The organism is Serratia sp. CY52157, assembly GCF_052168495.1.
GTDB classification, from domain to species: Bacteria; Pseudomonadota; Gammaproteobacteria; order Enterobacterales; family Enterobacteriaceae; genus Serratia; species Serratia ureilytica.
Genome location: NZ_JBJNMO010000008.1, coordinates 201,806 through 227,415 on the forward strand (window position 1 = coordinate 201,806; position 25,610 = coordinate 227,415).

21 protein-coding genes and 1 pseudogene are annotated in these 25,610 nt (G+C 60.3%); 11 read left to right on the forward strand and 11 right to left on the reverse strand.

Going from position 1 to position 25,610, the window contains the following annotated elements; all coding sequences use genetic code 11:
• Positions 1-3 precede the first annotated feature (3 nt).
• Positions 4-621 (reverse strand): arginine exporter ArgO, encoded by a 618-nt coding sequence (gene argO / locus ACJ8IP_RS22105; RefSeq protein ID WP_164107289.1) that lies wholly within the window; start codon positions 619-621, stop codon positions 4-6.
• A 214-nt stretch (positions 622-835) separates the two neighbouring features.
• On the opposite strand from argO, the gene ACJ8IP_RS22110 reads away from it, so the two are divergent.
• On the forward strand, positions 836-1,534 hold the full coding sequence (locus tag ACJ8IP_RS22110) for an RluA family pseudouridine synthase (RefSeq protein WP_164107292.1): 699 nt from the start codon (positions 836-838) through the stop codon (positions 1,532-1,534).
• Between the two features lie 7 nt (positions 1,535-1,541).
• Here the strand turns inward: ACJ8IP_RS22110 and ACJ8IP_RS22115 are convergent, their stop codons facing one another.
• Entirely contained in the window at positions 1,542-2,081 is a 540-nt protein-coding gene (locus ACJ8IP_RS22115; RefSeq protein WP_047573752.1) for a DUF2058 domain-containing protein, read from the reverse strand.
• A 316-nt stretch (positions 2,082-2,397) separates the two neighbouring features.
• Between ACJ8IP_RS22115 and ACJ8IP_RS22120 the strand changes: the two genes are divergently transcribed.
• The 3 genes from ACJ8IP_RS22120 to ACJ8IP_RS22130 all read left to right on the forward strand — a co-directional run bounded on the left by ACJ8IP_RS22120 (position 2,398) and on the right by ACJ8IP_RS22130 (position 5,969).
• Complete coding sequence (locus tag ACJ8IP_RS22120; RefSeq protein ID WP_164107294.1) at positions 2,398-3,375, forward strand: DUF1852 domain-containing protein; 978 nt, start codon at positions 2,398-2,400, stop codon at positions 3,373-3,375.
• 25 nt (positions 3,376-3,400) lie between these two features.
• Positions 3,401-4,432: a methionine synthase gene (locus tag ACJ8IP_RS22125; RefSeq protein WP_033644741.1), complete on the forward strand. Its 1,032-nt coding sequence runs from the start codon at positions 3,401-3,403 to the stop codon at positions 4,430-4,432.
• Positions 4,433-4,619: 187 nt separating this feature from the next.
• A complete protein-coding gene (locus ACJ8IP_RS22130; protein ID WP_164057092.1) occupies positions 4,620-5,969 on the forward strand; it encodes an MFS transporter in 1,350 nt (449 codons plus the stop codon).
• An 83-nt stretch (positions 5,970-6,052) separates the two neighbouring features.
• On the opposite strand, the gene mscS is transcribed toward ACJ8IP_RS22130, so the two are convergent.
• Positions 6,053-6,919: a small-conductance mechanosensitive channel MscS gene (gene mscS, locus ACJ8IP_RS22135; protein WP_015378992.1), complete on the reverse strand. Its 867-nt coding sequence runs from the start codon at positions 6,917-6,919 to the stop codon at positions 6,053-6,055.
• 203 nt (positions 6,920-7,122) lie between these two features.
• Here mscS and ACJ8IP_RS22140 point away from each other — a divergent pair, with 203 nt between their 5' ends.
• Positions 7,123-7,791 carry a DUF1345 domain-containing protein gene (locus ACJ8IP_RS22140; protein ID WP_164107296.1) on the forward strand — a complete coding sequence of 223 codons (669 nt, stop codon included), beginning with the start codon at positions 7,123-7,125 and terminating at the stop codon, positions 7,789-7,791.
• A gap of 218 nt (positions 7,792-8,009) precedes the next feature.
• On the opposite strand, the gene fbaA is transcribed toward ACJ8IP_RS22140, so the two are convergent.
• The 4 genes from fbaA to ACJ8IP_RS22160 all read right to left on the reverse strand — a co-directional run bounded on the left by fbaA (position 8,010) and on the right by ACJ8IP_RS22160 (position 12,728).
• Positions 8,010-9,089: a class II fructose-bisphosphate aldolase gene (gene fbaA / locus ACJ8IP_RS22145; RefSeq protein ID WP_025304179.1), complete on the reverse strand. Its 1,080-nt coding sequence runs from the start codon at positions 9,087-9,089 to the stop codon at positions 8,010-8,012.
• A gap of 116 nt (positions 9,090-9,205) precedes the next feature.
• Positions 9,206-10,369 carry a phosphoglycerate kinase gene (pgk, locus tag ACJ8IP_RS22150; protein WP_046898973.1) on the reverse strand — a complete coding sequence of 388 codons (1,164 nt, stop codon included), beginning with the start codon at positions 10,367-10,369 and terminating at the stop codon, positions 9,206-9,208.
• 70 nt (positions 10,370-10,439) lie between these two features.
• A complete protein-coding gene (epd, locus tag ACJ8IP_RS22155) occupies positions 10,440-11,456 on the reverse strand; it encodes an erythrose-4-phosphate dehydrogenase (RefSeq protein WP_004931582.1) in 1,017 nt (338 codons plus the stop codon).
• Positions 11,457-11,768: 312 nt separating this feature from the next.
• Positions 11,769-12,728 (reverse strand): LysR substrate-binding domain-containing protein, encoded by a 960-nt coding sequence (locus tag ACJ8IP_RS22160; protein WP_273974485.1) that lies wholly within the window; start codon positions 12,726-12,728, stop codon positions 11,769-11,771.
• 82 nt (positions 12,729-12,810) lie between these two features.
• Between ACJ8IP_RS22160 and ACJ8IP_RS22165 the strand changes: the two genes are divergently transcribed.
• The 5 genes from ACJ8IP_RS22165 to ACJ8IP_RS22185 all read left to right on the forward strand — a co-directional run bounded on the left by ACJ8IP_RS22165 (position 12,811) and on the right by ACJ8IP_RS22185 (position 19,524).
• On the forward strand, positions 12,811-13,896 hold the full coding sequence (locus tag ACJ8IP_RS22165; protein WP_033652189.1) for a tartrate dehydrogenase: 1,086 nt from the start codon (positions 12,811-12,813) through the stop codon (positions 13,894-13,896).
• A gap of 364 nt (positions 13,897-14,260) precedes the next feature.
• On the forward strand, positions 14,261-15,871 hold the full coding sequence (locus ACJ8IP_RS22170) for a BCCT family transporter (protein WP_069100438.1): 1,611 nt from the start codon (positions 14,261-14,263) through the stop codon (positions 15,869-15,871).
• Between the two features lie 26 nt (positions 15,872-15,897).
• Positions 15,898-17,022 (forward strand): aromatic ring-hydroxylating oxygenase subunit alpha, encoded by a 1,125-nt coding sequence (locus ACJ8IP_RS22175; RefSeq protein ID WP_442524524.1) that lies wholly within the window; start codon positions 15,898-15,900, stop codon positions 17,020-17,022.
• A gap of 46 nt (positions 17,023-17,068) precedes the next feature.
• Positions 17,069-18,517: an NAD-dependent succinate-semialdehyde dehydrogenase gene (locus tag ACJ8IP_RS22180; protein ID WP_240289994.1), complete on the forward strand. Its 1,449-nt coding sequence runs from the start codon at positions 17,069-17,071 to the stop codon at positions 18,515-18,517.
• A gap of 41 nt (positions 18,518-18,558) precedes the next feature.
• A complete protein-coding gene (locus ACJ8IP_RS22185; protein ID WP_442524525.1) occupies positions 18,559-19,524 on the forward strand; it encodes a PDR/VanB family oxidoreductase in 966 nt (321 codons plus the stop codon).
• A gap of 30 nt (positions 19,525-19,554) precedes the next feature.
• Here the strand turns inward: ACJ8IP_RS22185 and ACJ8IP_RS22190 are convergent, their stop codons facing one another.
• From ACJ8IP_RS22190 to ACJ8IP_RS22200, 3 genes are all read right to left on the reverse strand, one after another.
• Positions 19,555-20,625, reverse strand: coding sequence for an ABC transporter ATP-binding protein (locus ACJ8IP_RS22190; protein ID WP_033652192.1), 1,071 nt, complete (start codon positions 20,623-20,625; stop codon positions 19,555-19,557).
• On the reverse strand, positions 20,618-22,387 hold the full coding sequence (locus tag ACJ8IP_RS22195; protein WP_033644727.1) for an ABC transporter permease: 1,770 nt from the start codon (positions 22,385-22,387) through the stop codon (positions 20,618-20,620). Before ACJ8IP_RS22195 ends, ACJ8IP_RS22190 begins: the two co-directional genes overlap by 8 nt.
• Before the next feature lie 78 nt (positions 22,388-22,465).
• The gene (locus tag ACJ8IP_RS22200; RefSeq protein ID WP_033644933.1) at positions 22,466-23,554 is read right to left on the reverse strand and encodes an ABC transporter substrate-binding protein; all 1,089 of its coding nucleotides are present in this window, start codon (positions 23,552-23,554) and stop codon (positions 22,466-22,468) included.
• 570 nt (positions 23,555-24,124) lie between these two features.
• On the opposite strand from ACJ8IP_RS22200, the gene brnQ reads away from it, so the two are divergent.
• Positions 24,125-25,447: a branched-chain amino acid transport system II carrier protein gene (gene brnQ, locus ACJ8IP_RS22205; protein WP_187048348.1), complete on the forward strand. Its 1,323-nt coding sequence runs from the start codon at positions 24,125-24,127 to the stop codon at positions 25,445-25,447.
• A 69-nt stretch (positions 25,448-25,516) separates the two neighbouring features.
• On the opposite strand, the pseudogene ACJ8IP_RS22210 reads toward brnQ, so the two are convergent.
• Positions 25,517-25,610, reverse strand: a pseudogene (locus ACJ8IP_RS22210) (transketolase-like TK C-terminal-containing protein); the annotation flags it as partial.

The window sequence follows — 25,610 nt, forward strand, 5'->3', positions numbered from 1 at the left end:
TTCTTATAAATTTGCCCCCTGCCAGGCCAGCTGCAGCGCGATGCCCCACATCACCAGACCGACCAGCGCGTTGATGATGCGCTGCGCCCGCTGGGTGTTCAGCCACGGCGCCAGCCAGGAGGCCAGCAGCGCCAGGCCAAAGAACCACACCGCCGACGCGCTGACCGCGCCAAGCGCGAACCAGGAACGCACGTCCGCCGTCAGCTGTCCGCCCAGGCTGCCGAGCACCACGAAGGTGTCCAGATAGACGTGCGGATTCAGCCAGGTGACCGCCAGCATGGTGACCACGATGCGCCAGCGGCTCTGCGCCAGCTCCTGCACCGCGGCCCGCGCCGGTTGCGGGCTGAAGGCGGAACGGAACGCGCCCCAGCCGTACCACAGCAGAAACGCCACCCCGCCCCAGGTCACCAACGCCAGCAGCAGCGGCGAGCGGGTCAGCAACGCGCTGCCGCCGAAAATACCGGCGCAGATCAGCACGATATCGCTCAGCGCGCACAATGAGGCGATCATCAGATGATACTGACGGCGAATGCCCTGATTCATCACGAATACGTTCTGCGGGCCCAGCGGCAGGATCATGGCGGCGCTCAGGGCAAAACCCTGCAGGAAGACGGCTAGCATGGGAAATTCCTCGAATGATAAAAGGCGCCGGACGTGGGCGCGTATCGGTCAACACGCGCATCATACGAGGAAGCGATCATTAGGTGAAATTGATGTTTCTAATCAAGTATCAGAGATGCTAATACCCTGTGGGCGCCAGGCCAGCGCCGCCAGATTCGCCCATCGGCGAAAAATTCGCTATCATCCGCCCCTCTCCCCTCCAGCCGGCCGACCGATGTCTACGATTACCGATACCTTCATCGCCCCGCCCTGTCATGACCAGATAGAGATCCTCTATCAGGACGATCATCTGGCGCTGATCAATAAACCCGCCGGGTTGCTCAGCCTTTCGGGCAAAAATCCGCAAAATCTCGACTCGGTGCACTATCGGCTGGTGCAGATCTTCCCCGGATGCACACTGGCGCACCGCCTGGATTTCGGCACGTCCGGGTTGATGGTGGTAGCCCGCAATAAGGCCGTCAATGCCGCGCTCTGCCGGCAGTTCAGCGAGCGCACCGTCGGTAAAGTCTACAGCGCGCTGCTCTGCGGCCATGTGGCGGATGACGAAGGGGTGATAGACGCGGCGATCGCCAAAGATCCGGCGCTGTTCCCGCTGATGTCGATTTGCGCCCTTCACGGCAAGCCCGCCCGCTCCCGCTATCGGGTCGTCGAGCGTTTTTATCGTGAAACGGAAGGCGGGATCTCGCTGCCGCTGACGCGGGTGCAGCTTACCCCAGAGACTGGGCGCACCCACCAGCTGCGTATTCACAGCTGGCAATTGGGCCATCCTATTTTAGGCTGCGATCTGTATGGCGGGCGCCTGCTGCCGGGTACCGAGCAGACGCCGCGGTTGATGCTGCACGCCAGCGAACTGGACTTTGTGCACCCCATCCGCGGAGAGCGGATAACCGCTCGTCACGCCGCGCCGTTCTGAACGCGGCTTACCACATCAAATCGTCAGGCACTTTAAAGTCGGCGTACGGATCGTCTTCATCCTGCTCTTCCTGACTCAGGGCGCTGTGCAACACAATGCTGCCCGCATCGCGCTGCGCGATTTTATCGGCGACGCTCGCGGGGATAATCGCGTATTCACACTCTTCCCGGTTCTCGACCACCAAGCGGGCAATGGCGAGGCGGCCATTGATCAGTTGGGTCTGCGTCGCCTTATCCACCAGGATTTTTTTGATCAGGTTGCCATCGGTGAAGTTAAAACCGATATCGCCTTTCGCCAGAACGATGCGATTCATCTCGATCAGCTGCTTCACCTGCGCCTTGTATTCTTTGGACAGCGCGGCTTGCTTTTGCTGCTCGTTCAACTGCTTATCGCGCTCAAGCTGCGCCTTTTTATTCTCTTCCACCGCCTCTCTGGCCTCGCGGGCCTGAACGCGTGATTTTTTAGCCGTTCTTTGGACTTTGGCCATTTTCTTGCTGGTTACCAAGCCCGCTTTGAGCATCTGCTCTTGTAAGGTGAGTTTTGTCATGTTCGTGTCTGAAGCCGTGGGATCATGGAGGGATTATACCCGTAATTTTTCAGGCTGCACCAGGTTGCCGGCGCAACCCACCGGCGGTTTGCGCCGCAGAGCAACGGCGGTAAAACGGCCCGAACGCCCGATCATGAATACCGCTCATGTGGTAATGAAATTAAGTCTCTTTCACTCCCTCCGGGACTCTGGCAAAAATAGACCTCATTAACGACAGACAATATGAAATCGGCTGAATAAAAAAATAGAAAAACAAGCCATTGAAAGAAATGGATAAATCCAGCCTTCATATCATATAACAGGATGCTATAAGACGATGAATACAGACTTTACCTTTACGATTAAGAGCAGTTCTTTCGACGAAGATTATAACCCTTCTGAAAATACGCGTATCACCACCAACTTTGCCAATTTGGCCAGAGGGAAAAACCGCCGGGAGAACCTGCGCAACACGTTGGTGATGATCGACAATCGCTTTAATGCATTAGCCTATTGGGATAACCCCAAGGCCGATCGCTACTCTGTCGAGCTGGAAATCATCTCGGTTGAGATGCGCATCGAAGATCAGGGCGCCAGCTTTCCAGTTATCGAAATCCTGAAAACCAACATCATCGATAAAAAAACGCAAAAGCGTATCGAGGGCATCGTCGGGAACAATTTCTCGTCTTACGTGCGCGATTACGACTTTAGCGTCTTGCTGCCGGAGCACAATAAAAACGCGGCGGAATTTACCATTCCGGATGATTTTGGCGATTTGCACGGCAATATCTTTAAGCACTTCGTCAATTCAAACGAATACCATGAAAATTTCAGCAAACCGCCGGTGATCTGCCTCAGCGTATCCAGCAAAGACACCTACCATCGGACGGGCAATCAACACCCGGTCTTGGGCGACGAGTATCGGCAAGACGGCGCTTCATTGACCGACCGGTATTTTAAAAAAATGGGCCTGCAGGTGCGCTATTTCATGCCGAAAAATAGCGTTGCGCCCCTGGCCTTTTATTTCCCTGGGGATTTGCTGAGCGATTACACCGACCTGGAACTGATCGGCACCATCAGCACGATGGAGACCTTCCAGAAAATCTATCGGCCTGAAATTTACAATGCCAACTCGGCGGCGGGGCAATGCTATCAGCCAAGCCTGAATAACCAGGATCATTCATTAACCAAGATTGTTTACGATCGCGAAGAGCGTAGCCAGCTAGCGATTGAGCAGGGGAAATTTACGGAAGAGCAATTTATCAAACCCTATAAGCCTATTCTTGAGCAATGGTCTGCTCACTACGCGCTTTGATTCACTTAAATACAGGTCACCTATCATGAAAATATTGCTCCCCACATCGACCGCCGGCAGCTTGCCCAAACCGGTCTGGCTGGCCCAACCGGAAACCCTGTGGTCGCCCTGGAAATTGCAGAATGAAGAACTCATCGAAGGGAAACAGGACGCCCTGCGTTTGTCACTGGCAGAGCAACAACAGGCCGGCATCGATATCGTCAGCGATGGCGAACAAACCCGTCAGCACTTCGTCACGACGTTTATCGAGCATCTCAGCGGCGTCGATTTCGAAAAACGCGAAGTGGTTAAAATCCGCAATCGCTATGAGGCGAGCGTGCCGACGGTCGTGGGGGCAGTCTCGCGTCAAAAACCCGTTTTCGTTGAAGACGCCAAATTTTTACGCCAGCTGACCACACAGCCGATTAAATGGGCCCTGCCGGGGCCGATGACCATGATCGACACGCTCTATGACAACCACTATAAAAGCCGCGAGAAATTAGCCTGGGAGTTCGCGAAGATCCTCAATCAGGAAGCCAAAGAGCTCGAGGCCGCAGGCGTCGACATTATTCAGTTTGATGAGCCCGCATTTAACGTGTTCTTTGACGAGGTGAATGACTGGGGCATCGCCGCCCTGGAAAGAGCCATTGAAGGGCTTAAGTGTGAAACCGCCGTACATATCTGCTATGGATATGGGATTAAAGCCAATACCGACTGGAAAAAGACGCTGGGCTCGGAATGGCGACAATATGAAGAGGCGTTTCCGAAACTGCAAACGTCTAACATCGATATCATCTCGCTGGAGTGCCATAACTCGCACGTGCCCATGGATCTGCTTGAACTGATCCGCGGCAAAAAGGTGATGGTCGGCGCCATCGACGTAGCGAATCATGCCGTTGAGACGCCGGAGGAAGTGGCCGACACGCTGCGCAAAGCGCTGCAGTTTGTCGATGCCGACAAGCTCTATCCGTCGACCAACTGCGGCATGGCCCCCCTGCCCCGTCAGGTCGCCCGCGGCAAGCTGAATGCGTTAAGCGCAGGCGCCGAGATCGTGCGCCGAGAGCTGTTAGCCAAATAACCTTGCCTGCGCCCGCCACAGACACCTCCTGCGGCGGGCGATTATCAGCAATTCCCCCTCCCCGCAACGCCCCCGCTCTGGTGTATACTCGGATTTCTACGCGATGCCAGCCACAGCGGTTTTGGTTCAGGCCTGGCCTGAACAGCCCTCAGCCAGCCCACACCAGCCGAATAACAGTGGAATAACCATGAGCCCAAATACCGCTCGCATCAGCGAAATCATCGATCGCGCCAGGATCTCCCCCTACCAAATCCTGATCCTGACCCTGTGTTTCCTCATTGCCCTGCTGGATGGCTTCGATACCGCCATCATCGGCTATATCGCGCCGGCGCTGCGCGAAGAGTGGGGCCTGCAGCCCGCTCAGCTCTCTCCCGCCTTCGGCGCGGGGCTGTTCGGCCTGCTGATCGGCAGCCTGCTGTTCGGGCCGATCGCCGACGCCCTCGGCCGCAAACGCGTGCTGCTCGTCGCGGTACTGGTGTTTGGCGGCTGTACTCTGGCTTCGGCCTATACGCATTCGATCGAATCCCTGACCCTGCTGCGCTTCATCACCGGCATTGGCCTCGGAGGCGCGATACCGACCTGCATCACCCTCAGCTCGGAGTACTCACCGGCGCGCCGCCGCATGCTGATGGTCACCTTGAGCTGGAGCGGCTTTACCGCTGGGTTAGCCCTGGGCGGCCTGCTGGCCGGGCAGATCATCCCGGCGTTCGGCTGGCGCGGCCTGCTGCTGGTCGGTGGCATCGCGCCGTTGGCGCTGCTGCCGCTGTTGGCCTGGCAGATGCCCGAATCAGTACGCTTTATGGCCGCCAGCGCCAAACATGCCGATCGGCTGCGCCGGGTGGTCGAACGCATCACCGGCCAGCGTTGGGCCGGCGTGACGATTGTCGATGACGAGCGCCCGGCGCAGGCCAGGTCGCCGATATCACACCTATTTATCGAAGGCCGCGCCGTGCGCACCCTGCTGCTGTGGGCGGCGTTCTTCTGTTCGCTGTTCGTGTTCTACCTGCTCACCAGCTGGCTGCCGACCCTGCTCAAAGACGCCGGTTACGACATCGCCCACGCCTCGCGCATCGGCGCGATGGTGCCGCTCGGCGGCACCCTGGGCGCCATCCTGATGGCGCTGCTGATGGATCGGATCGGGCCTTACCGCGTACTGGCCGTCTCCTACCTGGGCGCCGCACTGGTAATTGGCGCGACCGGGTATCTGATGGGCGACGTCTACACGCTGGCCGCCGTCGTGTTCCTGATCGGCTTCGGCGTGGCCGGCGCGCAAAACGGCCTGAACCTGGTTTCAGCCACCCTTTATCCGACCGCAGCCCGCGTCACCGGCGTCAGCTGGGCCATGGCCAATGGCCGCTTCGGCTCAATTGTCGGCTCAATGCTCGGCGCCTGGATGATGGCCGCCGCCGGCTCGACGGAAGTGTTCTTCCTCTGGCTGGCGCTGCCGGCGCTGCTGGGCGCCGCCGCCATCTTCCTGCTCTATCGCCTCAGCCTGCGCCGCCGCACGTCGCTCACGGAACCGGCTGCGGGCATCTGACCTCGCGGAAAATAAAAGGCCGAGACGCCATCGGCAGCGTCTCGGCCTGCAATAAAAAAAGGGGGCCAAGGCCCCCTTCTGTGTTATTCCGCCTTGGCGGAAGCGTCTTCGGTACGATACAGGTGCACATCCATCTGCGGGAACGGAATGCCGATGTTGTGGGCATCCAGCGCGCGCTTGAAGTTTTCCATCAGATCGAAGTACACGTTCCAGTATTCCGCATTGGTGGTCCAGGAACGGGTCACGAAGTTCAGCGAGGACGGCGCCATCTCGTTCAGACGCACGGTCACGCCTTTGGCGTGCATGATGCGTTTGTCGGCGGCGATCACGTCGCCCAGCACCTTCTTCACCACGTCGATATCGGCGTTGTAAGCCACGCCCACCACGATATCCACGCGGCGGTTCGGTTCGCGGGAGTAGTTGATGATGTTGCCGGCGATGATTTTACCGTTCGGCACCACGATGGTTTTGTTGTCGGCGGTGCGCAGGGTGGTGGAGAAAATCTGCACCTGATCGACGGTACCGGCCACGCCGCCCAGATCGACATATTCACCCACGCGCAGCGGACGGAAGATCACCAGCAGAACGCCGGCGGCGAAGTTGGACAGCGAGCCTTGCAGCGCCAGGCCGACGGCCAAACCGGCGGCACCCAGCACCGCGATCACCGAGGTGGTCTGCACGCCGACGCGCCCCAGCACGGCGATAAAGGTGAACGCCAGCACGCCGTAACGCACGATCGCCGACAGGAAGTCGGCCACCGTGGCGTCGATGCCGCGCAGCTTCATCACGCGGTTCAGCGCATTGCCGACCACGCGGGCCACGATCGAACCGATGATCAGGATAACGATGGCGGCGACGATATTCACCGCGTACTGGATCAACAGATCCTGATTCTTCACCAACCAGTCGCCGGCACCGTTGATGCCGTCTACTACATTCAAATCTTTCATTCGTGTCGTCCTAACTCAGTCCCTAACGGGAGAAACTCGCAAAAATACACTGGCCTCGGCGGCCAGTAGGAAACCACGCCTAAGGGTAACCAACATTAAAGGCTCATGCCAACCATCAGCATTAAAAATAGCCGAAACCGCCGGCCGCTTCTTCTATGCTGAGAACAGCGCGTTGGCCATTTCACGACAAGGGATCGTTCTTCATGCACATTCGCTCTTCGCTCAAACACTATTGGCAAGTGCGGCCCAGGCTGCTGTTTTCCGTCGGCGCCGGGCTGCTGTGCTTTCTGCTGCTGCCCGCCCAGCTCTCGCTGCTGCAACGCTTGATGATCGGCTGGAATACGCTGGCCTGGCTCTACCTGCTGTTTCTCTGGCGGCTGATGCTGGTCAGCACGCCGCAGCACATTCGCCAAATCGCCCGGCGGCAGGACGAAAGCGCCAGCATGGTGCTGGCGTTAGTCAGCCTCGGCTGCCTGGTCAGCTTACTGGCGATCCTGTTTGAATTGAGCAGCGCCAAACAGGTGGCCGGCTCTCTGAAAACGCTGCATTTGCTCCTGACCGGCGCCACGCTGGCGGTCTCCTGGCTGCTTCTGCCGACCGCCTTCACCATGCACTATGCTCATCAGTTTTATCGCCAGGGCGCACAGCAGGATCCTTTGCCGCTGCTGTTCCCCGGCAATCTCGCCGATCCCGCCTATCTGGATTTCGCCTACTTCTCCTTCACCATCGCGGTCGCGTCGCAAACCGCCGATGTGGCGGTCGGCGCGGCAGAGGTGCGCAAGATCACCCTGTTGCAGTCGGTGATCTCCTTCGCGTTCAACATGCTGATCCTGGGCCTGTCGATCAATGTCGGCGCCGGCCTGTTGGGCTGAAAACGAAAAAGGCTCCCCGCAGGGAGCCTTTAAATTGCAAACAAAGGAGGAAAAAACGTGGTTTTTCCTCCTTTGTGATCATCAGTCGAAAATCAATAAATTGATTTTCCTTATTTTTTATATTTTGCCTACGGCAAGCCAAGCCACGCATCAGGCTTGCCATAAACAAAAAGGCTCCCCGCAGGGAGCCTTGTACATCATGCAACAGGTGCCGAAGATTACAGAACGTCTACCGCGTTCAGATCTTTGAAGGCCTGCTCCAGACGCGTCACCATGCTGGTTTGCGCTGCGCGCAGCCATACGCGTGGATCGTAGTATTTCTTGTTAGGCTGATCGGCGCCTTTCGGGTTGCCCAGCTGGCCCTGCAGGTAAGCTTCGTTCGCTTTGTAGTACTGCAGGATGCCGTCCCAGGTCGCCCATTGGGTGTCGGTGTCGATGTTCATCTTGATCACACCGTAACCCACAGACTCTTTGATCTCTGCGTCGGTAGAACCGGAACCACCGTGGAACACGAAGTTCAGGCTGTTGTGCGGCAGGTTGAATTTCTTGGACACGTAATCCTGAGAATCGCGCAGGATGGTTGGAGTCAGCTTAACGTTACCTGGCTTGTACACGCCGTGCACGTTACCGAACGATGCAGCGATGGTGAAGCGCGGGCTGATGGCGTTCAGTTTTTCGTACGCGTAAGCCACGTCTTCCGGCTGGGTGTACAGAGCGGAAGCGTCCATATGGCTGTTGTCCACGCCATCTTCTTCACCGCCGGTGCAGCCCAGTTCGATTTCCAGCGTCATGCCGATTTTGGCCATGCGCTTCAGGTAGGCGCTGCAGATCTCGATGTTTTCTTCCAGAGACTCTTCAGACAGATCGATCATGTGGGAAGAGAACAGCGGTTTGCCGGTAGCGGCGAAGTGTTTCTCGCCGGCGTCCAGCAGGCCGTCCAGCCATGGCAGCAGTTTCTTCGCGCAGTGGTCGGTGTGCAGGATCACCGGCACGCCGTAGTGTTCAGCCATCTGGTGAACGTGGTGTGCGCCGGAGATAGCGCCCAGAATCGCTGCGCCCTGAGGCACATCGGTCTTCACGCCTTTGCCGGCGATGAATGCGGCGCCGCCGTTGGAGAACTGAACGATGACCGGCGCGCGCACTTTAGCCGCGGCTTCCAGCACTGCGTTGATGGAGTCGGTACCCACGCAGTTTACCGCTGGCAGCGCAAAGTTGTTCTCTTTAGCAACTGCGAAGACTTTCTGAACGTCATCACCCGTGATGACACCCGGTTTTACGAAATCAAAAATTTTAGACATGTTACTTTGTCCTGTTTCGTCGGCCGTAGATGGATGTAAATCGATGTTTTCACGCCGCGCAGCATTTGCCGCGCGGTATAAAACAAACGGGCGGCTTTCGCCTCCCGTTGTCTGAATTACTGCTTAGCGCGCTCTTCCAGCATCACGACTGCAGGCAGCGGTTTCCCTTCAACGAATTCCAGGAATGCGCCACCGCCGGTGGAGATGTAGGAGATTTTGTCAGCGATACCGAACAGATCGATGGCTGCCAGAGTGTCGCCGCCGCCAGCGATAGAGAAAGCGTCGCTATCGGCGATCGCGCGGGCGACAATTTCGGTGCCCTTACGGAAGTTAGGGAACTCGAATACGCCAACCGGGCCATTCCACAGAATGGTTTTGGCGTTCTTCAGGATAACGGCCAGACGCTCGGCAGAGACGTCGCCCATATCCAGAATTTGCTCGTTGTCCTGGATCTCGTTGGCCTGCTTCACGGTCGCGGTCGCGGTCTCAGAGAACTCGGTCGCCACGCGCACGTCGGTCGGCACCGGAATGTCGCAGGTTTCCAGCAGTTTCTGCGCGTTCGGGATCAGATCCGGTTCGTACAGGGACTGGCCCACGTTGTTGCCCTGCGCCGCCACGAAGGTGTTGGCGATGCCGCCGCCGACGATCAGCTGATCGGCGATTTTGGACAGGGAATCCAGCACGGTCAGTTTGGTGGAGACTTTAGAACCGCCCACGATGGCGACCATCGGACGGGCCGGATTGCCCAGGGCTTTGCCCAGCGCTTCCAGCTCGGCGGACAGCAGCGGGCCGGCACAGGCTACAGGCGCGAACTTGCCCACGCCGTGGGTGGAAGCCTGCGCGCGGTGCGCGGTGCCGAATGCGTCCATCACGTACACGTCGCACAGCGCCGCGTATTTCTTGGACAGGGTTTCGTCGTCTTTCTTCTCGCCCTTGTTGAAACGGACGTTTTCCAGCACCACCAGTTCGCCTTCGGCGACGTCGACGCCATCCAGATAATCCTTCGCCAGACGCACTGGGGATTTCAGGTTATCTTTCAGGTAGTTGACCACAGGCAGCAGGGAGAATTCTTCGTTGTACTCGCCTTCGGTAGGACGACCCAGGTGGGAGGTTACCATCACGCGGGCGCCTTGCTTCAGCGCAGCTTCGATAGTCGGCAGGGAAGCGCGGATACGCGCGTCGGAAGTCACTTTACCGTCTTTTACCGGCACGTTCAGATCGGAGCGGATCAGTACGCGTTTACCCGCCAGATCCAGATCGGTCATCTTAATTACAGACATGGTGAACCCTCTTTATTGAATCTCTATAAAATTGCCTGAGCAGCGCGCCAATCACGCCGGCGCCGCCGTACTAGAAACCGCTGGCGGCCATTGCCCGTGTTGTATCCAACATCCGATTGGCAAAGCCCCATTCATTGTCGCACCAGACCAAGGTCTTTATCAGGTGCTGCCCGCTGACCCGGGTCTGCGTACCGTCGACGATAGCGCTGTGCGGGTCATGGTTAAAATCGATCGAGACCAATGGTAATTCCGTGTAGTCAACTATACCACGAAATGATTCCCGTGCGGCCTTTTGCAACAGCTGGTTGACCTCCGCCACCTTCACCGCGGCGCTCACGCTGACGCTGAGATCGATAGCCGTCACGTTGATGGTCGGCACGCGCACCGAGATCGCCTCGAAGCGATCGCAAAACTGCGGGAAGATACGGGTGATGCCCGCAGCCAGCTTGGTATCGACCGGAATGATCGACTGGCTCGCCGCGCGGGTGCGCCGCAAATCCGCGTGATACGCGTCGATCACCGGCTGATCGTTCATCGCCGAGTGAATGGTGGTCACGGTGCCGGATTCGATGCTGTAGGCGTCATCCAGCAGCTTGATCACCGGAATAATGCAGTTGGTGGTGCACGAGGCGTTGGACACGATGCGATGTTCCGCCAGCAGCGTCTGATGGTTGACGCCGAACACGATGGTGGCGTCCAGATCGTTGCCGCCCGGATGGGCGAACAGCACTTTCTTCGCCCCCGCCGCCAGATGGGCCTCGCCATCCGCCCGGCTGCCGTACACGCCGCTGCAGTCCAGCACCACGTCGACGCCCAGTTCGCCCCAGGGCAACTGCTCCACCGCCGGTTGGTGCAACAGGCGAATCGCGTCGTCTCCGACGCTCAGCGTGTCGCACTCTTGCCGCACATCCCAGGCGAAGCGGCCATGGCTGGAGTCGTACTTCAGCAGATGGGCCATGCCTTCGGCGTTCGCCAGCTCATTGATCGCCACCACGGAGATTTCCGCCCGTCGGCCCGATTCGTACAGTGCGCGCAATACGCTGCGGCCGATGCGGCCAAAGCCGTTTATCGCTATGCGGATGGTCATGCTGCTCCTGAAAAAGGGCCGTCCACGCCGGGTTGACTCACCGGCGCCGCCCGGCGCTGACTGGTTGTCTCACTAACCCGCATAGAGTAGTGGATCGTACCGCCCGCTGTGAATCGCCGAGTTTGCATTATTCCCGCGCTTCAGCGGTTTTTCACCGCCGTCACATCGGCATTTCTGTCGAAGAGTGCTTCAACTGAAACGCTTCAGCTGAGCATAAACCAAAGTTTTGGCAAAAGGAACACGTGCGACAGTTCCTCAGGTAACGGACGGGAATTTTACGAGCATAAGATGATCTGGCGCACATTTTTGGCCTTAAGACCGCGACGGATTTTCACTCGCCGGCACCGTTTCGCCGTAGTGCTCACGAAAATAGTCGCGCAGAAATTCGACGGTCACCCGCACTTTCGCCGACGTTGCCAGCCGGGAAACGTACACCGCCCAGATATTGGCCGGCTGATAATACTCCGGCAGGATGTGCACCAGTCGGCCGCTGTCGATGTTCTCTTTCACGTCCCAAGCGGAACGCAGCGCGACGCCCTGCCCGTCCAGGCACCACTGATGCACGATTTCGCCGTGGTTCGACGCCAGCGCGCCCGTCACCTTTACCGTTTCTTCACCGCTCGGCCCCTGCAGCCGCCACAGCCCGAACGGATGATCGCGTTCTTTGATCACCAGACAGGAACGGCCCGCCAGCTCCGCCGGGTTTTTCGGCGCCCCGTGGCGCTGCAGGTACGCCGGCGAAGCGCACAGGATGCGCTGGTTGTCCGCCAGCTTGCGCGCAATAAGATTGGGGGCGATATCGTCGCCGATGCGGATATCCAGATCGAAACCTTCGCTGACCAGATCCACCAGCCGATCGGAAACGTCGAGCCGCAGTTCCAGCTGCGGATACTGCCGCGCCAGCGCCGACAGCGCCGGCGCGACGAAACGCCGGCCAAAGCCGAAGCTGCTGACCACTCGCAGCATGCCCTGCGGCGCCTGGCGCACTTCGGACAGCTCGTCCATCATCTGATCGACATCGTTGAGAATGCGCTGCGCCCATTCGTAGATGCGCTCGCCGTCTTCGGTGATCGCCACCCGCCGCGTGGTGCGGTGCAGCAACGACACGTCCAGCGTCTTCTCCAACAGCGCGATGCGCTTGCTGATAAAGGCCGGCGAAACGCCCAACTCTTCGGCGGCGGCGGCAAACCCGGCCCGGCGCGCCACCAGCACGAACACCCGCAGGTCACTCAGGATCGGCATATTGTTCATGATTCGTGTTTTATGTTTCACCGTTTTCAGGATTGATTAACAGTTAGTCAATTATAGGATAACAGTGTTGTCAATCTCCCCTACCTACAAATGAGACCTCTGTATGAGCAAAACTTACAAGATTGCCGCCATCCCCGGGGACGGGATCGGGCGGGAAGTGTTGCCGGAAGGCATACGAGTATTGCAGGCGGCGGCGGCGCGCTGGGATCTGTCGCTGGAATTCGCCACCTTCGAGTGGGCCAGCTGCGACTACTACCAACACCACGGCCAGATGATGCCGGACGACTGGTTCGAGCAACTGAAAGGCTTCGACGCCATCTATTTCGGCGCCGTCGGTTGGCCGGACACGGTGCCCGATCATATCTCGCTGTGGGGTTCGCTGCTGAAATTCCGGCGCGACTTCGAACAGTACGTCAACCTGCGTCCGGTGCGGCTGTTTCCCGGCGTGCCCTGCCCGCTGGCGAACAAGCAGCCGGGCGATATCGATTTCTACGTGGTGCGCGAAAATACCGAAGGGGAATACTCCTCGCTCGGCGGACGGATGTTCGAAGGCACCGAACGCGAGATGGTGATCCAGGAATCGGTCTTCACCCGTCAGGGCGTGGACCGCATCCTCAAGTACGCCTTTGAGCTGGCGCAACAGCGCCCGCGCAAACGCCTGACCGCCGCCACCAAGTCCAACGGCATGGCCATCAGCATGCCGTACTGGGATGAGCGCGTGGCGGAGATGGCGCGCCAATACCCTGATATCGCCTGGGACAAACAGCACATCGATATCCTGTGCGCGCGTTTCGTGCTGAACCCCGAACGCTTCGACGTGGTGGTCGCCTCCAACCTGTTCGGCGATATTTTGTCGGATCTCGGCCCGGCCTGCACCGGCACCATCGGCATCGCCCCCTCGGCCAACCTGAACCCGGAGCGCAACTTCCCGTCGCTGTTCGAGCCGGTGCACGGCTCGGCGCCGGACATTTTCGGCAAAAACATCGCCAACCCGATCGCCATGATCTGGAGCGGCGCGATGATGCTGGACTTCCTCGGCGACGGCGATGCCCGCTACCGCCAGGCGCACGACGGCATCCTGCAGGCGATTGAGCGCATTATCGCCGACGGGCCGCGCACGCCGGACATGCGCGGCGACGCCTCCACCCAGCAAGTCGGCCAGGCGATCGCCGCCCTGCTGCAACGCTGAACGCCGCAAATTTTCCCGCGCAGGGCGCCCTTCCGCGCCCTGCTTTGCCACGTCCGTTTTTCCGCTTCGACCGCTGCCGCAAATCCGTTGAAAACCACCGCAGAAGGCACGCCAATACCCCGGTCAAGATCACAACAAATTGTTTACATACTGTGTTTTATCCTTTTACAGATGCCCCAATTGTGGCCCTCCTGTAATTTGTGCACACTCGAAAATGTTAATGAAGAGTGAATATTCCCGGTAGCGACCCACCGGGCGGTTTGCTCCTCGCGGTGTAACAAAACAAATGGTTTAAGCCAATAAGGCCCGGGCGCCCCCTACGCTTTGCGCACCGGCCCACCACCGATAACAGGAGTTCACTCCCATGCAGAGCAATCCCAAAAAGGATGTCACGCTCATCGCCATCAGCCTGTGCAGCATTGCGCTGATCGCCCTTTGCCTGATGCTCTTTCCGGCTCAATCCGCGCTTATCGCCAACACCATTTTCAACGGCGTCACCCGGCTGTTCGGTTCAACCATTCAAATCCTGGTGCTGATCGCCCTGCTGGTGGTGCTGTATCTGGCGTTGAGCAAATACGGCAATATCCGCCTCGGCGAAGGCAAACCGCAATACTCCACGCTGGCCTGGCTGTTCATGTTCATCTGCGCCGGCCTGGGCTCGTCCACCCTGTACTGGGGGGTGATGGAATGGGCGTATTACTACCAGACGCCGGGGCTGAACATCGCGCCGCGCACCCCGAAGGCGCTGGAATACAGCATCAGCTACTCCTTCTTCCACTGGGGCCTGAGCGCCTGGGCGACCTACGCCCTCGCCTCGCTGATCATGGCCTATCACTTCCACGTGCGTAAGAACAAAGGGCTCAGCCTGTCGGGGATCATTTCCGCCATCACCGGCGTGCGCGCCAACGGCCCGGTCGGGCGGGCGGTGGATCTGATCTTCCTGGTCGCCACCGTCGGCGCCCTCACCATTTCACTGGTGCTGACCGCCTCCACCTTTACCCGCGGGCTGACGGCGCTGACCGGCATCCCGGACAACTTCGCGGTACAGGCGACGGTGATCCTGCTGGCGGCCGTGATCTTCTGTCTCAGCTCTTACATCGGTATCGACGGCGGCATGCAGCGCCTGAGTAAAATGGTCGGCTGGGGCGCATTCGCTTTCGCCGGGCTGGTGCTGCTGGTCGGCCCGACCGAATTCACCATCAACAACACCATCAACGCCATCGGCCTGACGGCGCAAAACTTTCTGCAGATGAGCCTGTTCACCGATCCGATGGGCGACGGCAGCTTCAGCCGCAGCTGGACGGTGTTCTACTGGCTGTGGTGGATCTCCTATACCCCGGGCGTGGCGATGTTCGTCACCCGCGTCTCGCGCGGCCGCAAGATTAAAGAAGTGATCTGGGCGTTGCTGCTCGGCAGCACCCTCGGCTGCTGGTTCTTCTTCGGCTCGCTGGAAAGCTACGCCATGCACCAGTTCATCAGCGGGCAGCTCAACGTGCCGGAGATCCTCAGCACCCAGGGCGGCGAAACCGCCGTGCAGATGCTGCTGACGGCGCTGCCGCTCGGCAAGCTGTTCCTCGCCGCCTATCTGTTCATCATGATCATTTTCCTGGCCTCGCACATGGACGCCGTGGCCTACACCATGGCCGCCACCAGCACCCGCAACCTGCAGGAGGGGCAAGATCCCAGCCCGATGCTGCGGCTGTTCTGGTGCGTGGTGATCACCCTGATCCCGCTGTCGATCCTGTTTACCGGCGCCTCGCTGGACACCATGAAAACCACGGTGATCCTGACCGCACTGCCGTTCCTGCTGGTGCTGCTGGTGAAAACCTACGGTTTCGCCCGCTGGCTGAAGCAGGACTACGCGGCCATCCCGGCGCACCTGATCGAAAGCAGCCCGCCAACGCTGCCCGAAGCGCCGCCGGCCGCCGAACTCTCCGCTCCATCGTCGTATCAACCGCGCCCTATGGCGAAATGACAATAAGAAAAGAGGAAGGTTAACTTATGAGCACTCTGATCCCTGAATTTACCTTACCGAAAGATTTCTGCGCCGACGCCCGTGAGGCTTACACCATACCGGCCCGGTTCTACACCCACCAGGCGGCGTTCGAGCACGAAAAAGAGCAGGTGTTCGCCACCAGTTGGATCTGCGTGGCGCACCGCAGCGAGCTTGCCCAACCGAACGACTACATCACCCGCGAGATCATCGGTGAAAACATTCTGGTGGTGCGCGGCCGCGACAACGTGCTGCGCGCCTTTTACAACGTCTGCCCGCACCGCGGCCACCAACTGCTGGCGGGCGACGGCCGGGCGAAAAACGTCATCACCTGCCCTTATCACGCCTGGGCGTTCAAGCTGGACGGCGAGCTGGCGCACGCGCGCAACTGTGAAAACGTGCAGAACTTCGATAAGGAAAACTCGCACCTGGTGCCGGTGCGGGTCGAAGAGTACGCCGGGTTTATTTACGTCAATCTGGACTCGCAGGCCGGCACGGTGGAAGACCAACTGCCGGGCCTCGGCGCCAAAGTGCGCGAAGCCTGCCCGCAGGTCGACGATCTCAAGCTGGCGGCGCGTTTCGTCACCCGCACCCCGGCCAATTGGAAGAACATCGTCGACAACTACCTCGAGTGCTACCACTGCGGCCCGGCGCATCCCGGCTTCGCCGACTCGGTGCAGGTCGATCGCTACTGGCACACCCTGCACAGCAACTGGACGCTGCAGTTCGGCTACGCCCGCCCTTCCGAGCAGTCGTTCAAGTTTGAAGAGGGCAAAGAATCCAGCTTCCACGGCATCTGGCTGTGGCCGTGCACCATGTTCAACATGCCGCCGCTGGAAGGCATGATGACGGTGATCTATGAGTTCCCGGTCGATGCGGAAACCACTCTGCAGCACTACGACATCTACTTCACCAACACCGATTTGAGCGACGAACAGCTCAAACTGATCGACTGGTACCGCGACGTGTTCCGCCCGGAAGATTTGCGGCTGGTGGAAAGCGTGCAAAAAGGCCTGAAGTCGCGCGGCTATCGCGGCCAGGGGCGCATCATGGCCGACGGCGCCGGCAGCGGCGTCAGCGAACACGGCATCGCCCACTTCCACAACCTGCTGGCGCAGGTTTATCAACCTTGATGCGACGGGGCCCGCGGGTCCCTTTCCCCTGACTTGTGAGGTTCTTGTGAAAATTTCCGATCGGGCGCTATTCCGCCAACAGGCATATATCAACGGGCAATGGCACGATGCCGACAACCAGGAAACCCTGCCGGTGAGCGATCCCGCCACCGGCCAACTCATCGGCAGCGTGCCCAACATGGCGAGAGCCGAAACCCAACGGGCGATCGACGCCGCTCAGCAGGCGCTGGAAGGCTGGCGCGCGCTGCCGGCGCAACAGCGCGCGCAGCTGCTGCGGCGCTGGTTCGAACTGATGCTGGAACACCAGCAGGATCTGGCCAACCTGATGACGCTGGAGCAAGGCAAACCGCTGGCGGAATCGCTGGGCGAGATCCGCTACGCCGCCTCCTTTATCGAATGGTTCGCCGAACAGGCCAAGCGCGCCAACGGCGACATCATTCCGTCGCCGAGCAGCGATAAACGCCTGATGGTGCTGAAACAGGGCATCGGCGTGTGCGCGGCGATCACGCCCTGGAACTTTCCGGCGGCGATGATCACCCGCAAGGCTGCGCCGGCCCTGGCGGCCGGCTGTACGCTGGTGGTCAAACCCGCCAACGAAACCCCTTATTCGGCGCTGGCGATGGCCGAGTTGGCCGAGCGCGCCGGCATTCCCGCCGGGGTGTTCAACGTGGTGACCGGCAACTCGCAGGCGATCGGCACCGAGCTGACCCGCCACCCGCAGGTGCGCAAACTCAGCTTTACCGGCTCCACGCCGGTGGGCCGCCTGCTGATGCGCCAGAGCGCGGACACCATCAAGAAAGTGTCGCTGGAGCTGGGCGGCAATGCGCCGTTCATCGTATTTGACGATGCGGACATCGATGCCGCAGTGGAAGGCGCGCTGATCGCCAAGTATCGCAACGCCGGGCAGACCTGCGTCTGCGTCAACCGGTTCTACGTGCAGCGCGGCGTTTACCCGCAGTTCGCCGAGAAGTTTGTCGCCCGCGTGGCGGCGCTGCAGGTCGGCAACGGCTTCGAAGCCGGCGTACAGATTGGCCCGCTGATCAATCGCAAGGCGCGCGATAAGGTGTTGGAGCTGCTCGATGACGCGCTGAGCAAAGGTGCTCAGGTGCTGACCGGCGCCACGCCGCACGCGCTGGGCGGCAATTTCTTCACCCCGACGGTGCTGGGCGACGTGCAGCCCGGCTCGCTGCTGCTGGAAGAAGAGATCTTCGGCCCGGTCGCGCCGCTGGTGGTGTTTGATGACGAAGCCGAGGCGATCCGCCAGGCCAACGACACCATTTACGGCTTGGCCGCCTACTTCTACACCCGCGATGCGGCGCGCATCTGGCGCGTTTCGGAACGGCTGGAGTACGGCATGGTCGGCATCAATACCGGGCTTATCTCCAACGAGGTGGCGCCGTTCGGCGGGGTGAAACAGTCGGGGCTGGGGCGTGAAGGCTCCGAATACGGCATCGAAGACTATCTGGAGCTCAAATACCTGTGCCAGGCGGTATAACTTTTTCATGCGCGGGGACGCCCGCGCTTTGGAGCCAATGAATGACCAGCTATCAGATGCTTGATGTCCGCGTCGTCGACATCGAAACCGTCACCGCACGGGTCAAGCGCTTTACCCTGGCGGATCCGCAAGGCCGGCCGCTGCCCGCCTTCAGCGGCGGCAGCCACATCATCGTGCAAATGCAGGACGGCGAGCAGCGCTACAGCAACGCCTATTCGCTGCTCAGCTCACCGTTCGAACTCGAGCATTACCAGATCGCCGTTCGGCGCGAGTCTCCTTCCAAAGGCGGTTCCGACTTCATGCATGACCGGCTGGCGGTCGGCGATACGCTGACCATCAGCACCCCGAATAACCTGTTCGCGCTGGCGCCGGAAGCGCAACATCACGTGCTGATCGCCGGCGGCATCGGCATCACGCCGTTTATGGCCCATCTGCATGAGCTGCAACGCAGCGGCCAACGCTACCATCTGCACTACTGCTTCCACAGTGAAGAGCACAACGCCTTCCAGCAGCAACTGATGCAAGCGCCGTTCGCAGACAACATCAGTTGCCATGTCTCCAGCCTTGGCGGCCGGTTGGATCTGGCGCGCACGCTGGCCGATGTGGAACCCGGCGCCCATATCTACGTCTGCGGCCCGGCGGCGCTGAACGAAGCGGTCTACCGGATCGCCGCCGAACGGGGTATCGATGCCGGTCGCTTGCACAGCGAAGCCTTTGCCGCCGAAGACACGGCGGGCGGCGCCTTTACACTGGTGCTGGCTCGATCGGGTATTGAGCTTGAAGTGGCGCAAGACATGACCATCCTGCAGGCGCTGGAAAACAGCAAGGCGGCCAGGGTCGAGTGCCTGTGCCGCGAAGGCATTTGCGGCACCTGCGAAACCCGCATCGTCGAAGGGGAAGCCGATCACCGCGATCAATATCTCAGCGAGGAAGAACGCGCGGCGCAGCAGACCCTGTTGATCTGCTGCTCGCGCGCCAAAGGCAGCCGGCTGGTGCTGGATTTGTAAAAGGAGCGCCCGCAACGGCGGGCGTCCTGGTTAAGCTTTCGGGAATATCCACAGATGCTCGGCCGGCAGGGAGAGCCGGCACAGCGCCCGATCGCGCGCCTCGTGGCCATAGGCGCGCACCACGAAATCTTCGGCCACGGTGCGGAACAGGTATTCCCAGCGATCGCCGAGATACATGCTGGTCAGCAACGGCAGCTCAAGCTGATTACCCTGCGGATCTTCACCCAACCGCACGCGCTCCACGCGGATCACCGCCGTGCCCTCCTGCCCGACCTGCACGCCTTCGCCCGCTTTGCCCCACAGCGCCCAATCCTTACCTTCGATGCGCGCCCGGCCGTCTTCCAGCGCCACGATCTTGCCCGGCAACCGGTTGTTGCTGCCCATGAATTCGGCGGTGAACAGCGTGGCGGGCGAACCGTACATCTCCTGCGGCGTGCCCTGCTGTTCGATTTTGCCGTTATTGAGCAGCAGGATGCGATCGGAAATGGCCATCGCCTCGTTCTGATCGTGGGTCACCATCAGCGCCGACAGACCGAGCTTGATGATCAGCTCGCGCAGAAATACCCGCGCTTCTTCGCGCAGCTTGGCGTCGAGGTTGGACAGCGGCTCATCCAGCAGGATCACCGGCGGGTTGTAGACCAGCGCACGGCCGATCGCCACCCGCTGTTGCTGGCCGCCGGAGAGCTGGTGCGGATGGCGCTTGGCCAAATGCCCCAGCCCGAGCTGATCCAGCACCGCCTGTACCCGTTGGGCTATTTCCGCCGAGGCGGTCTTACGCAGCTTCAGCGGATAAGCGACGTTCTCAAACACCGTTTTGTGCGGCCACAGGGCGTAGGACTGAAACACCAGCCCCAGGTTGCGCTCTTCGGCGGGAATTTCGCTGCGCGCGCTGCCGTTGTAAACCGCGCTGTCGCCGATGACGATTCGCCCCTGGCTCGGCTTCTCCAGCCCGGCCACCGCCCGCAGCAGCGTGGTTTTGCCGCTGCCCGACGGGCCCAGCAGCGAGACCACTTCGCCCCGTTTCAGATCCATCGACACCCCTTTCAGCACCGGGTTGTCGCCATAGGTCAAATGCAGGTTCTCTACCGAAAGTTCAATCATGTAATTTCACTCCAAAGCGCAAGGCGATCCCCAGCCCCAGCACCACCAGCAGGATATTGATGAACGACAGCGCGGCGACGATATCGATGGCGCCCGCGGCCCACAGGGAAACCAGCATCGAGCCGATGGTTTCCGTGCCCGGAGACAGCAGATACACCCCGGTGGAATATTCGCGTTCAAAGATCAGGAACATCAGCAGCCAGGAGCCGATCAGGCCGTAGCGCGACAGCGGAATGGTAACGTGTCGGGTGATCTGGCCGCGGCTGGCGCCGGCGCTGCGCGCGGCTTCCTCCAGTTCCGGCCCCACCTGCAGCAGCGTGGAAGAGATCAGCCGCAGGCCATAGGCCATCCACACCACGGTGTAGGCCAGCCAGACGCTGAAGATGGTGCTGCGCAGCGAACGCAGCCAGACGATCACGTTCTCGCGCAGCCATTCGGCCATCGGCAGCACGGACAGCCAGCCTTCCTTGAGCGATTTATCCAGCCACATCGGCAGGAACAGGAACACCCACAGGAACGCCAAACCGGCCAGCAGCCCCGGCACCGCGCGCGGCACCAGCACGCTGTAGTCGAGGAAGCGCGTGGCGCCGTCCGGCTTGCGGTGCATCGCGATGCCGATAAACAGATAGCACGCGACCGCCAGCGCCCCGCCGATCACCCCGATCGCCATCGAGTTGACGATGGCGCGCAACAGGTTGGGCTGCGCCCAGATGGTGCGGAAGGTGTTGATCGACAGTTCGTCCCAGACAGACACGCCCACGCCCCAGTTGGAGATAAAGGCGCGCAGCACCACGCCGATCAGCGGCACGCCGATGGTCACGGTCAGCCAGAACATCACCACCGCGCCGGCCACCCAGCGCCATTTGCCCAGCGGCAACGCGCGCGCCTGCGAGGCTTTGCCCTTGACGGTGACGAAACGGTTGGCGGTACGCATCAGCCTGCGCTGCAGCATCACCAACGGAATGGTGATGCAGATCAGCACCACCGCTACCGCCGCCATCAGATGGTAAGACGGCGTGCCCAGCTTGTTGGTCAACTGATACAGGTAGGTCGCCAGCACCAGGTTGCCCTCCGGATCGCCCAACACCAGCATCAGGCCGAACACCTCCAGCCCGAGGAAGAACAGCAGCACCCCGGCGTACAAGATAGACGGCCGCACCATCGGCAGGCTGACGGCGGTCATCACCTGCAGCGGCGTAGCGCCGGCGGTGCGCGCCGCTTCTTCAACGTCGGAGCCCACGCTGCGCAGCGCCGAGGAGATGTACAGGTAGGCGTGGGGCACGTGCGTCAACCCGGCGATAACCACGATGCTGGCCATCGAATAGATGTTCCACGGCACGAAGCCCAGCAGCGCCTCCGCCCACAGCGAGAAGAAGCCCACCGGCCCCGCCGCCACCACGTAACCGAAGCCCAGTACCATCGGCGACACGAAGATCGGCACCAAAATCAGCGGTTCGATGATCCGCCGCCCCGGCAGATCGGTGCGCACCATCAGGAAGGCCAAAATGCCGCCGAGCGGGATAGCGATGATCACCAGGCCGAATGCCAGGATAAAGCCGCTTCTCAGCGCCTTGTAGAAATCCGGATCGGTAAAGATGAACTCGAAGGCCTCCAGGCTGAAGACCTTGGAGGGAGAGAAAAACGGAGCCGAGAGGAAGCTTTGAATGATGATAAACGACAGGGGGACATAGATAACCAGCGCGGTTATCAACACCACCAGGCCGCGCGGCAGGCTCTGCCACTTTCTGCGCCATGCTTGCATAAATGCTCCCTATGGTTGTAAACGACGACCAAAGGGCGCGCGCCTGTACGTCAGGCGCGCGTCCGAATGCAGTCCCTGTTATTTCGCCGCGGCGGCGCGCCATTGTTTGATGTAGTCGAGACGCTTGGCCGGCTGCAGATACTCCAGCAGGCTGTCGTCGACCGGGATCGGCTTGAGCGCGTTGCCCAGCAGCTTGGTCATGCCGTCGATGTCGTTCTTGCCTTCGACATCGTTGCGGATCGAAGGGATATCAGCCTGATTGGCGAGAATATTTTGCCCTTTCTCCGACAGCACGTAGTCGAACCACAGCTTGGCGGCGTTAGGGTGACCGGCTTCTTTGCTGATGAAGCTCACGCGCGACAGCACCAGGGTATAGTCTTTCGGATAGACGATGCCGAGGGACGGATCGCTCTTGGCGCGGGCCTCGGCGTACGAACCGAGGATGTTGAAGCCGATCAGGTTTTCACCGGAAGAAACGCGTTCCATCATGGTGCCGGTTGAGGATTGCACCGCCAGCCCGCCCTTGGCCACGTCGGCCAGCGTTTTGAAGTAGTTGGGATCGGCCTTGAAGTCCTGCACCGACAGCATGAAGCCAACGCCGGATTTTTCGATGTCGTAAGTGGTGACTTTCTTCTTGAATTTGTCCGTCTGGCTGGCGATCAGCTTGGCCAACGCCGCGTGCGAATCCGGCACATCGCCCTGCGGGATCAAGCGTTTGTTATAGATGAACACCACCGGCTCATAGGTGGTGCCATACACTTTATCTTGCCATACCGCCCATTTTGGCAGCTGAGCCCGCTCCGGAGAGGCATACTCCTGCGCATAATCGCCCGCCAGTTTCAAAATGGTGTCCATCGACGAACTCCACACCAGGTCGCCGCTGGTGCCGCCGGCCGCCTGCTCGCTGATGAAGCGGTTATACAGTTCGGTGCTGTTCATGTCGTTGTATTCGACCTTGATGCCCGGATACAACGCCTCAAATCCCTGGATCAGCGGCGCCGCCGCCTTGGTGTCGGTGGTCGAGTAAATCACCACCTTGCCTTCTTTCTTCGCGCCGTCGACCAGTTTCTGATAGTCGGCGGGGTAGCCCGCCGGGAAGGCCGCATAGGCGGAAACGGAGCCCAGTAAGGTGATTGCAGCCACGGTAGCGCTGATTTTTTTCATCATCATCCATCCCCAGATCACATTTAATAAACCAAAAATTAACATACAGTTAATAATTGCAACGAGGCAACGGCGTTGCTTGTTATCTTTCGGTTTTGTGAGGTTGGACGTTTTTCAGTCAATACCCACGCCCGGCGGCGCGGGCTTTGCGGTCATCCGTGTCGCAGACTATTCTGCCAGGCGTGAGCGCCGCAGCAGGCGAATTCGCTGTACGATGGCGCCCCGGCAACGTCAGAACAAAGCCGGCATTCGACCCGCGATATGCCGATCTTTTTCCCCCGTAAACCGGTCGAAGACGGCCACGTCTCTTTCAAGCCGCACATCGAAATTCCGCTGTCGATAGACAGGGTGGCGCGCTAACGCGCTGCCGGGCCGGCCGCCATGATCCCTCTGTGCGGCCGGTTCACGCCAGGATAAACAGCGCTGGATTAATCAGGTTTTTGTCGCCGAATTATTATATCCTGCCGGACGAAAATTTTTGCGGGCGTACGCAGCCCCACGCGCCTCCTTCTGCAGCGCTTCATTTCGCAGCCAGGCCGTTTATTTCATGAATACAGGCAGTGCCATACCGTTATGACCAAGAGTTTATCCCCGAAAGATATTATCGCCCTGGGCTTTATGACCTTCGCCCTGTTTGTCGGCGCCGGCAACATCATTTTCCCCCCGCTGGTGGGGCTGCAGTCCGGTGAACATCTGTGGCCGGCCGCCCTCGGGTTTATGGTGACCGCCGTCGCTCTGCCGGTGATCGCCGTGATCGCGCTGGCGCGCGTCGGCGGCAGCATCAGCCTGCTGACCGGCCCCATCGGCCGCGCCGCCGGCCTGCTGTTGGCGACCGTCTGCTATCTGGCGCTCGGCCCGCTGTTCGCCACCCCGCGAACCGCCAATGTTTCTTTCGCCCTCGGCATCGCGCCCTTCACCGGCGACGGCGCCCTGCCGCAGTTCATCTACAGCCTGCTGTTCTTTACCCTGGCGATGGTTGTGTCGCTGTATCCCGGCCGCTTGCTCGATAACGTAGGCCATATTCTGGCGCCGCTGAAAATTCTGGCGCTGGCCGCGCTCGGCATCGCCGCCCTGGTGTGGCCCGCCGGTGCGCCGGTCTCCGCCGTCGGCAGCTATCAGGCCGCGGCGTTTTCCACCGGCTTCGTGCAGGGTTATCAAACCATGGACACGCTGTCGGCGTTGATGTTCGGCTCGATTATCGTCACCGCCGCCCGCTCGCGCGGCGTCAGCGACAGCGGCCTGCTGCTGCGCTACACCCTGTGGGCCAGCCTGATCGCCGGCGTCGGCCTGACGCTGGTCTATATCTGCATGTTCAAGCTCGGCGCCGGCAGCGGCAGCCTGGTCGGGAACGATGCTCAGGATGGTGCGGCAATCCTGCACGCCTATGTGCAGCACACCTTCGGCGATCTGGGCAGCGTCTTTATGGCGGTGCTGATGTTCATCGCTTGCCTGGTGACGGCGGTCGGCATGACCTGTGCCTGCGCGGACTTCTTCTCTCGCTACCTGCCGCTTTCTTATCGCGCGCTGGTGGTCATCCTCGCCCTCTTCGCCATGCTGGTTTCCAACATGGGGCTGGCCAATCTGATCCGCGTCTCACTGCCGGTGCTGACGGCGATCTACCCGCCTTGCATCGCGCTGGTGTTGCTCAGCTTCAGCCAGAACCGCTGGCGCAGCGCCAGACGCGTCTTCGCGCCGGTGATCGCTACCAGCCTGGTGTTCGGCCTGGCCGATGGCCTGAAGGCTTCAAGCTTCAGCGGCCTGCTGCCCGCCTGGTTCGATAAGCTGCCGCTGGCCGAGCAGGGTCTGGTCTGGCTGCAGCCTACGCTGTTGGTGCTGTTGCTGGCGGCGGCTTACGACCGGTTGCGCAGCGCCGAAAGCGTCAAGGCCGCGTCGTAATCGCGATTTCCGCCCATAAAAAAAGCCGGTCATGATGACCGGCTTTTTTATCGGCTTGCGCCCGGCGGCTTACTTCAGCAGCGCCTGCGCCTTGGCCACCACGTTGTCCACGGTGAAGCCGAACTCGGCGAACAGCTGCTCCGCCGGCGCCGACTCACCGAAG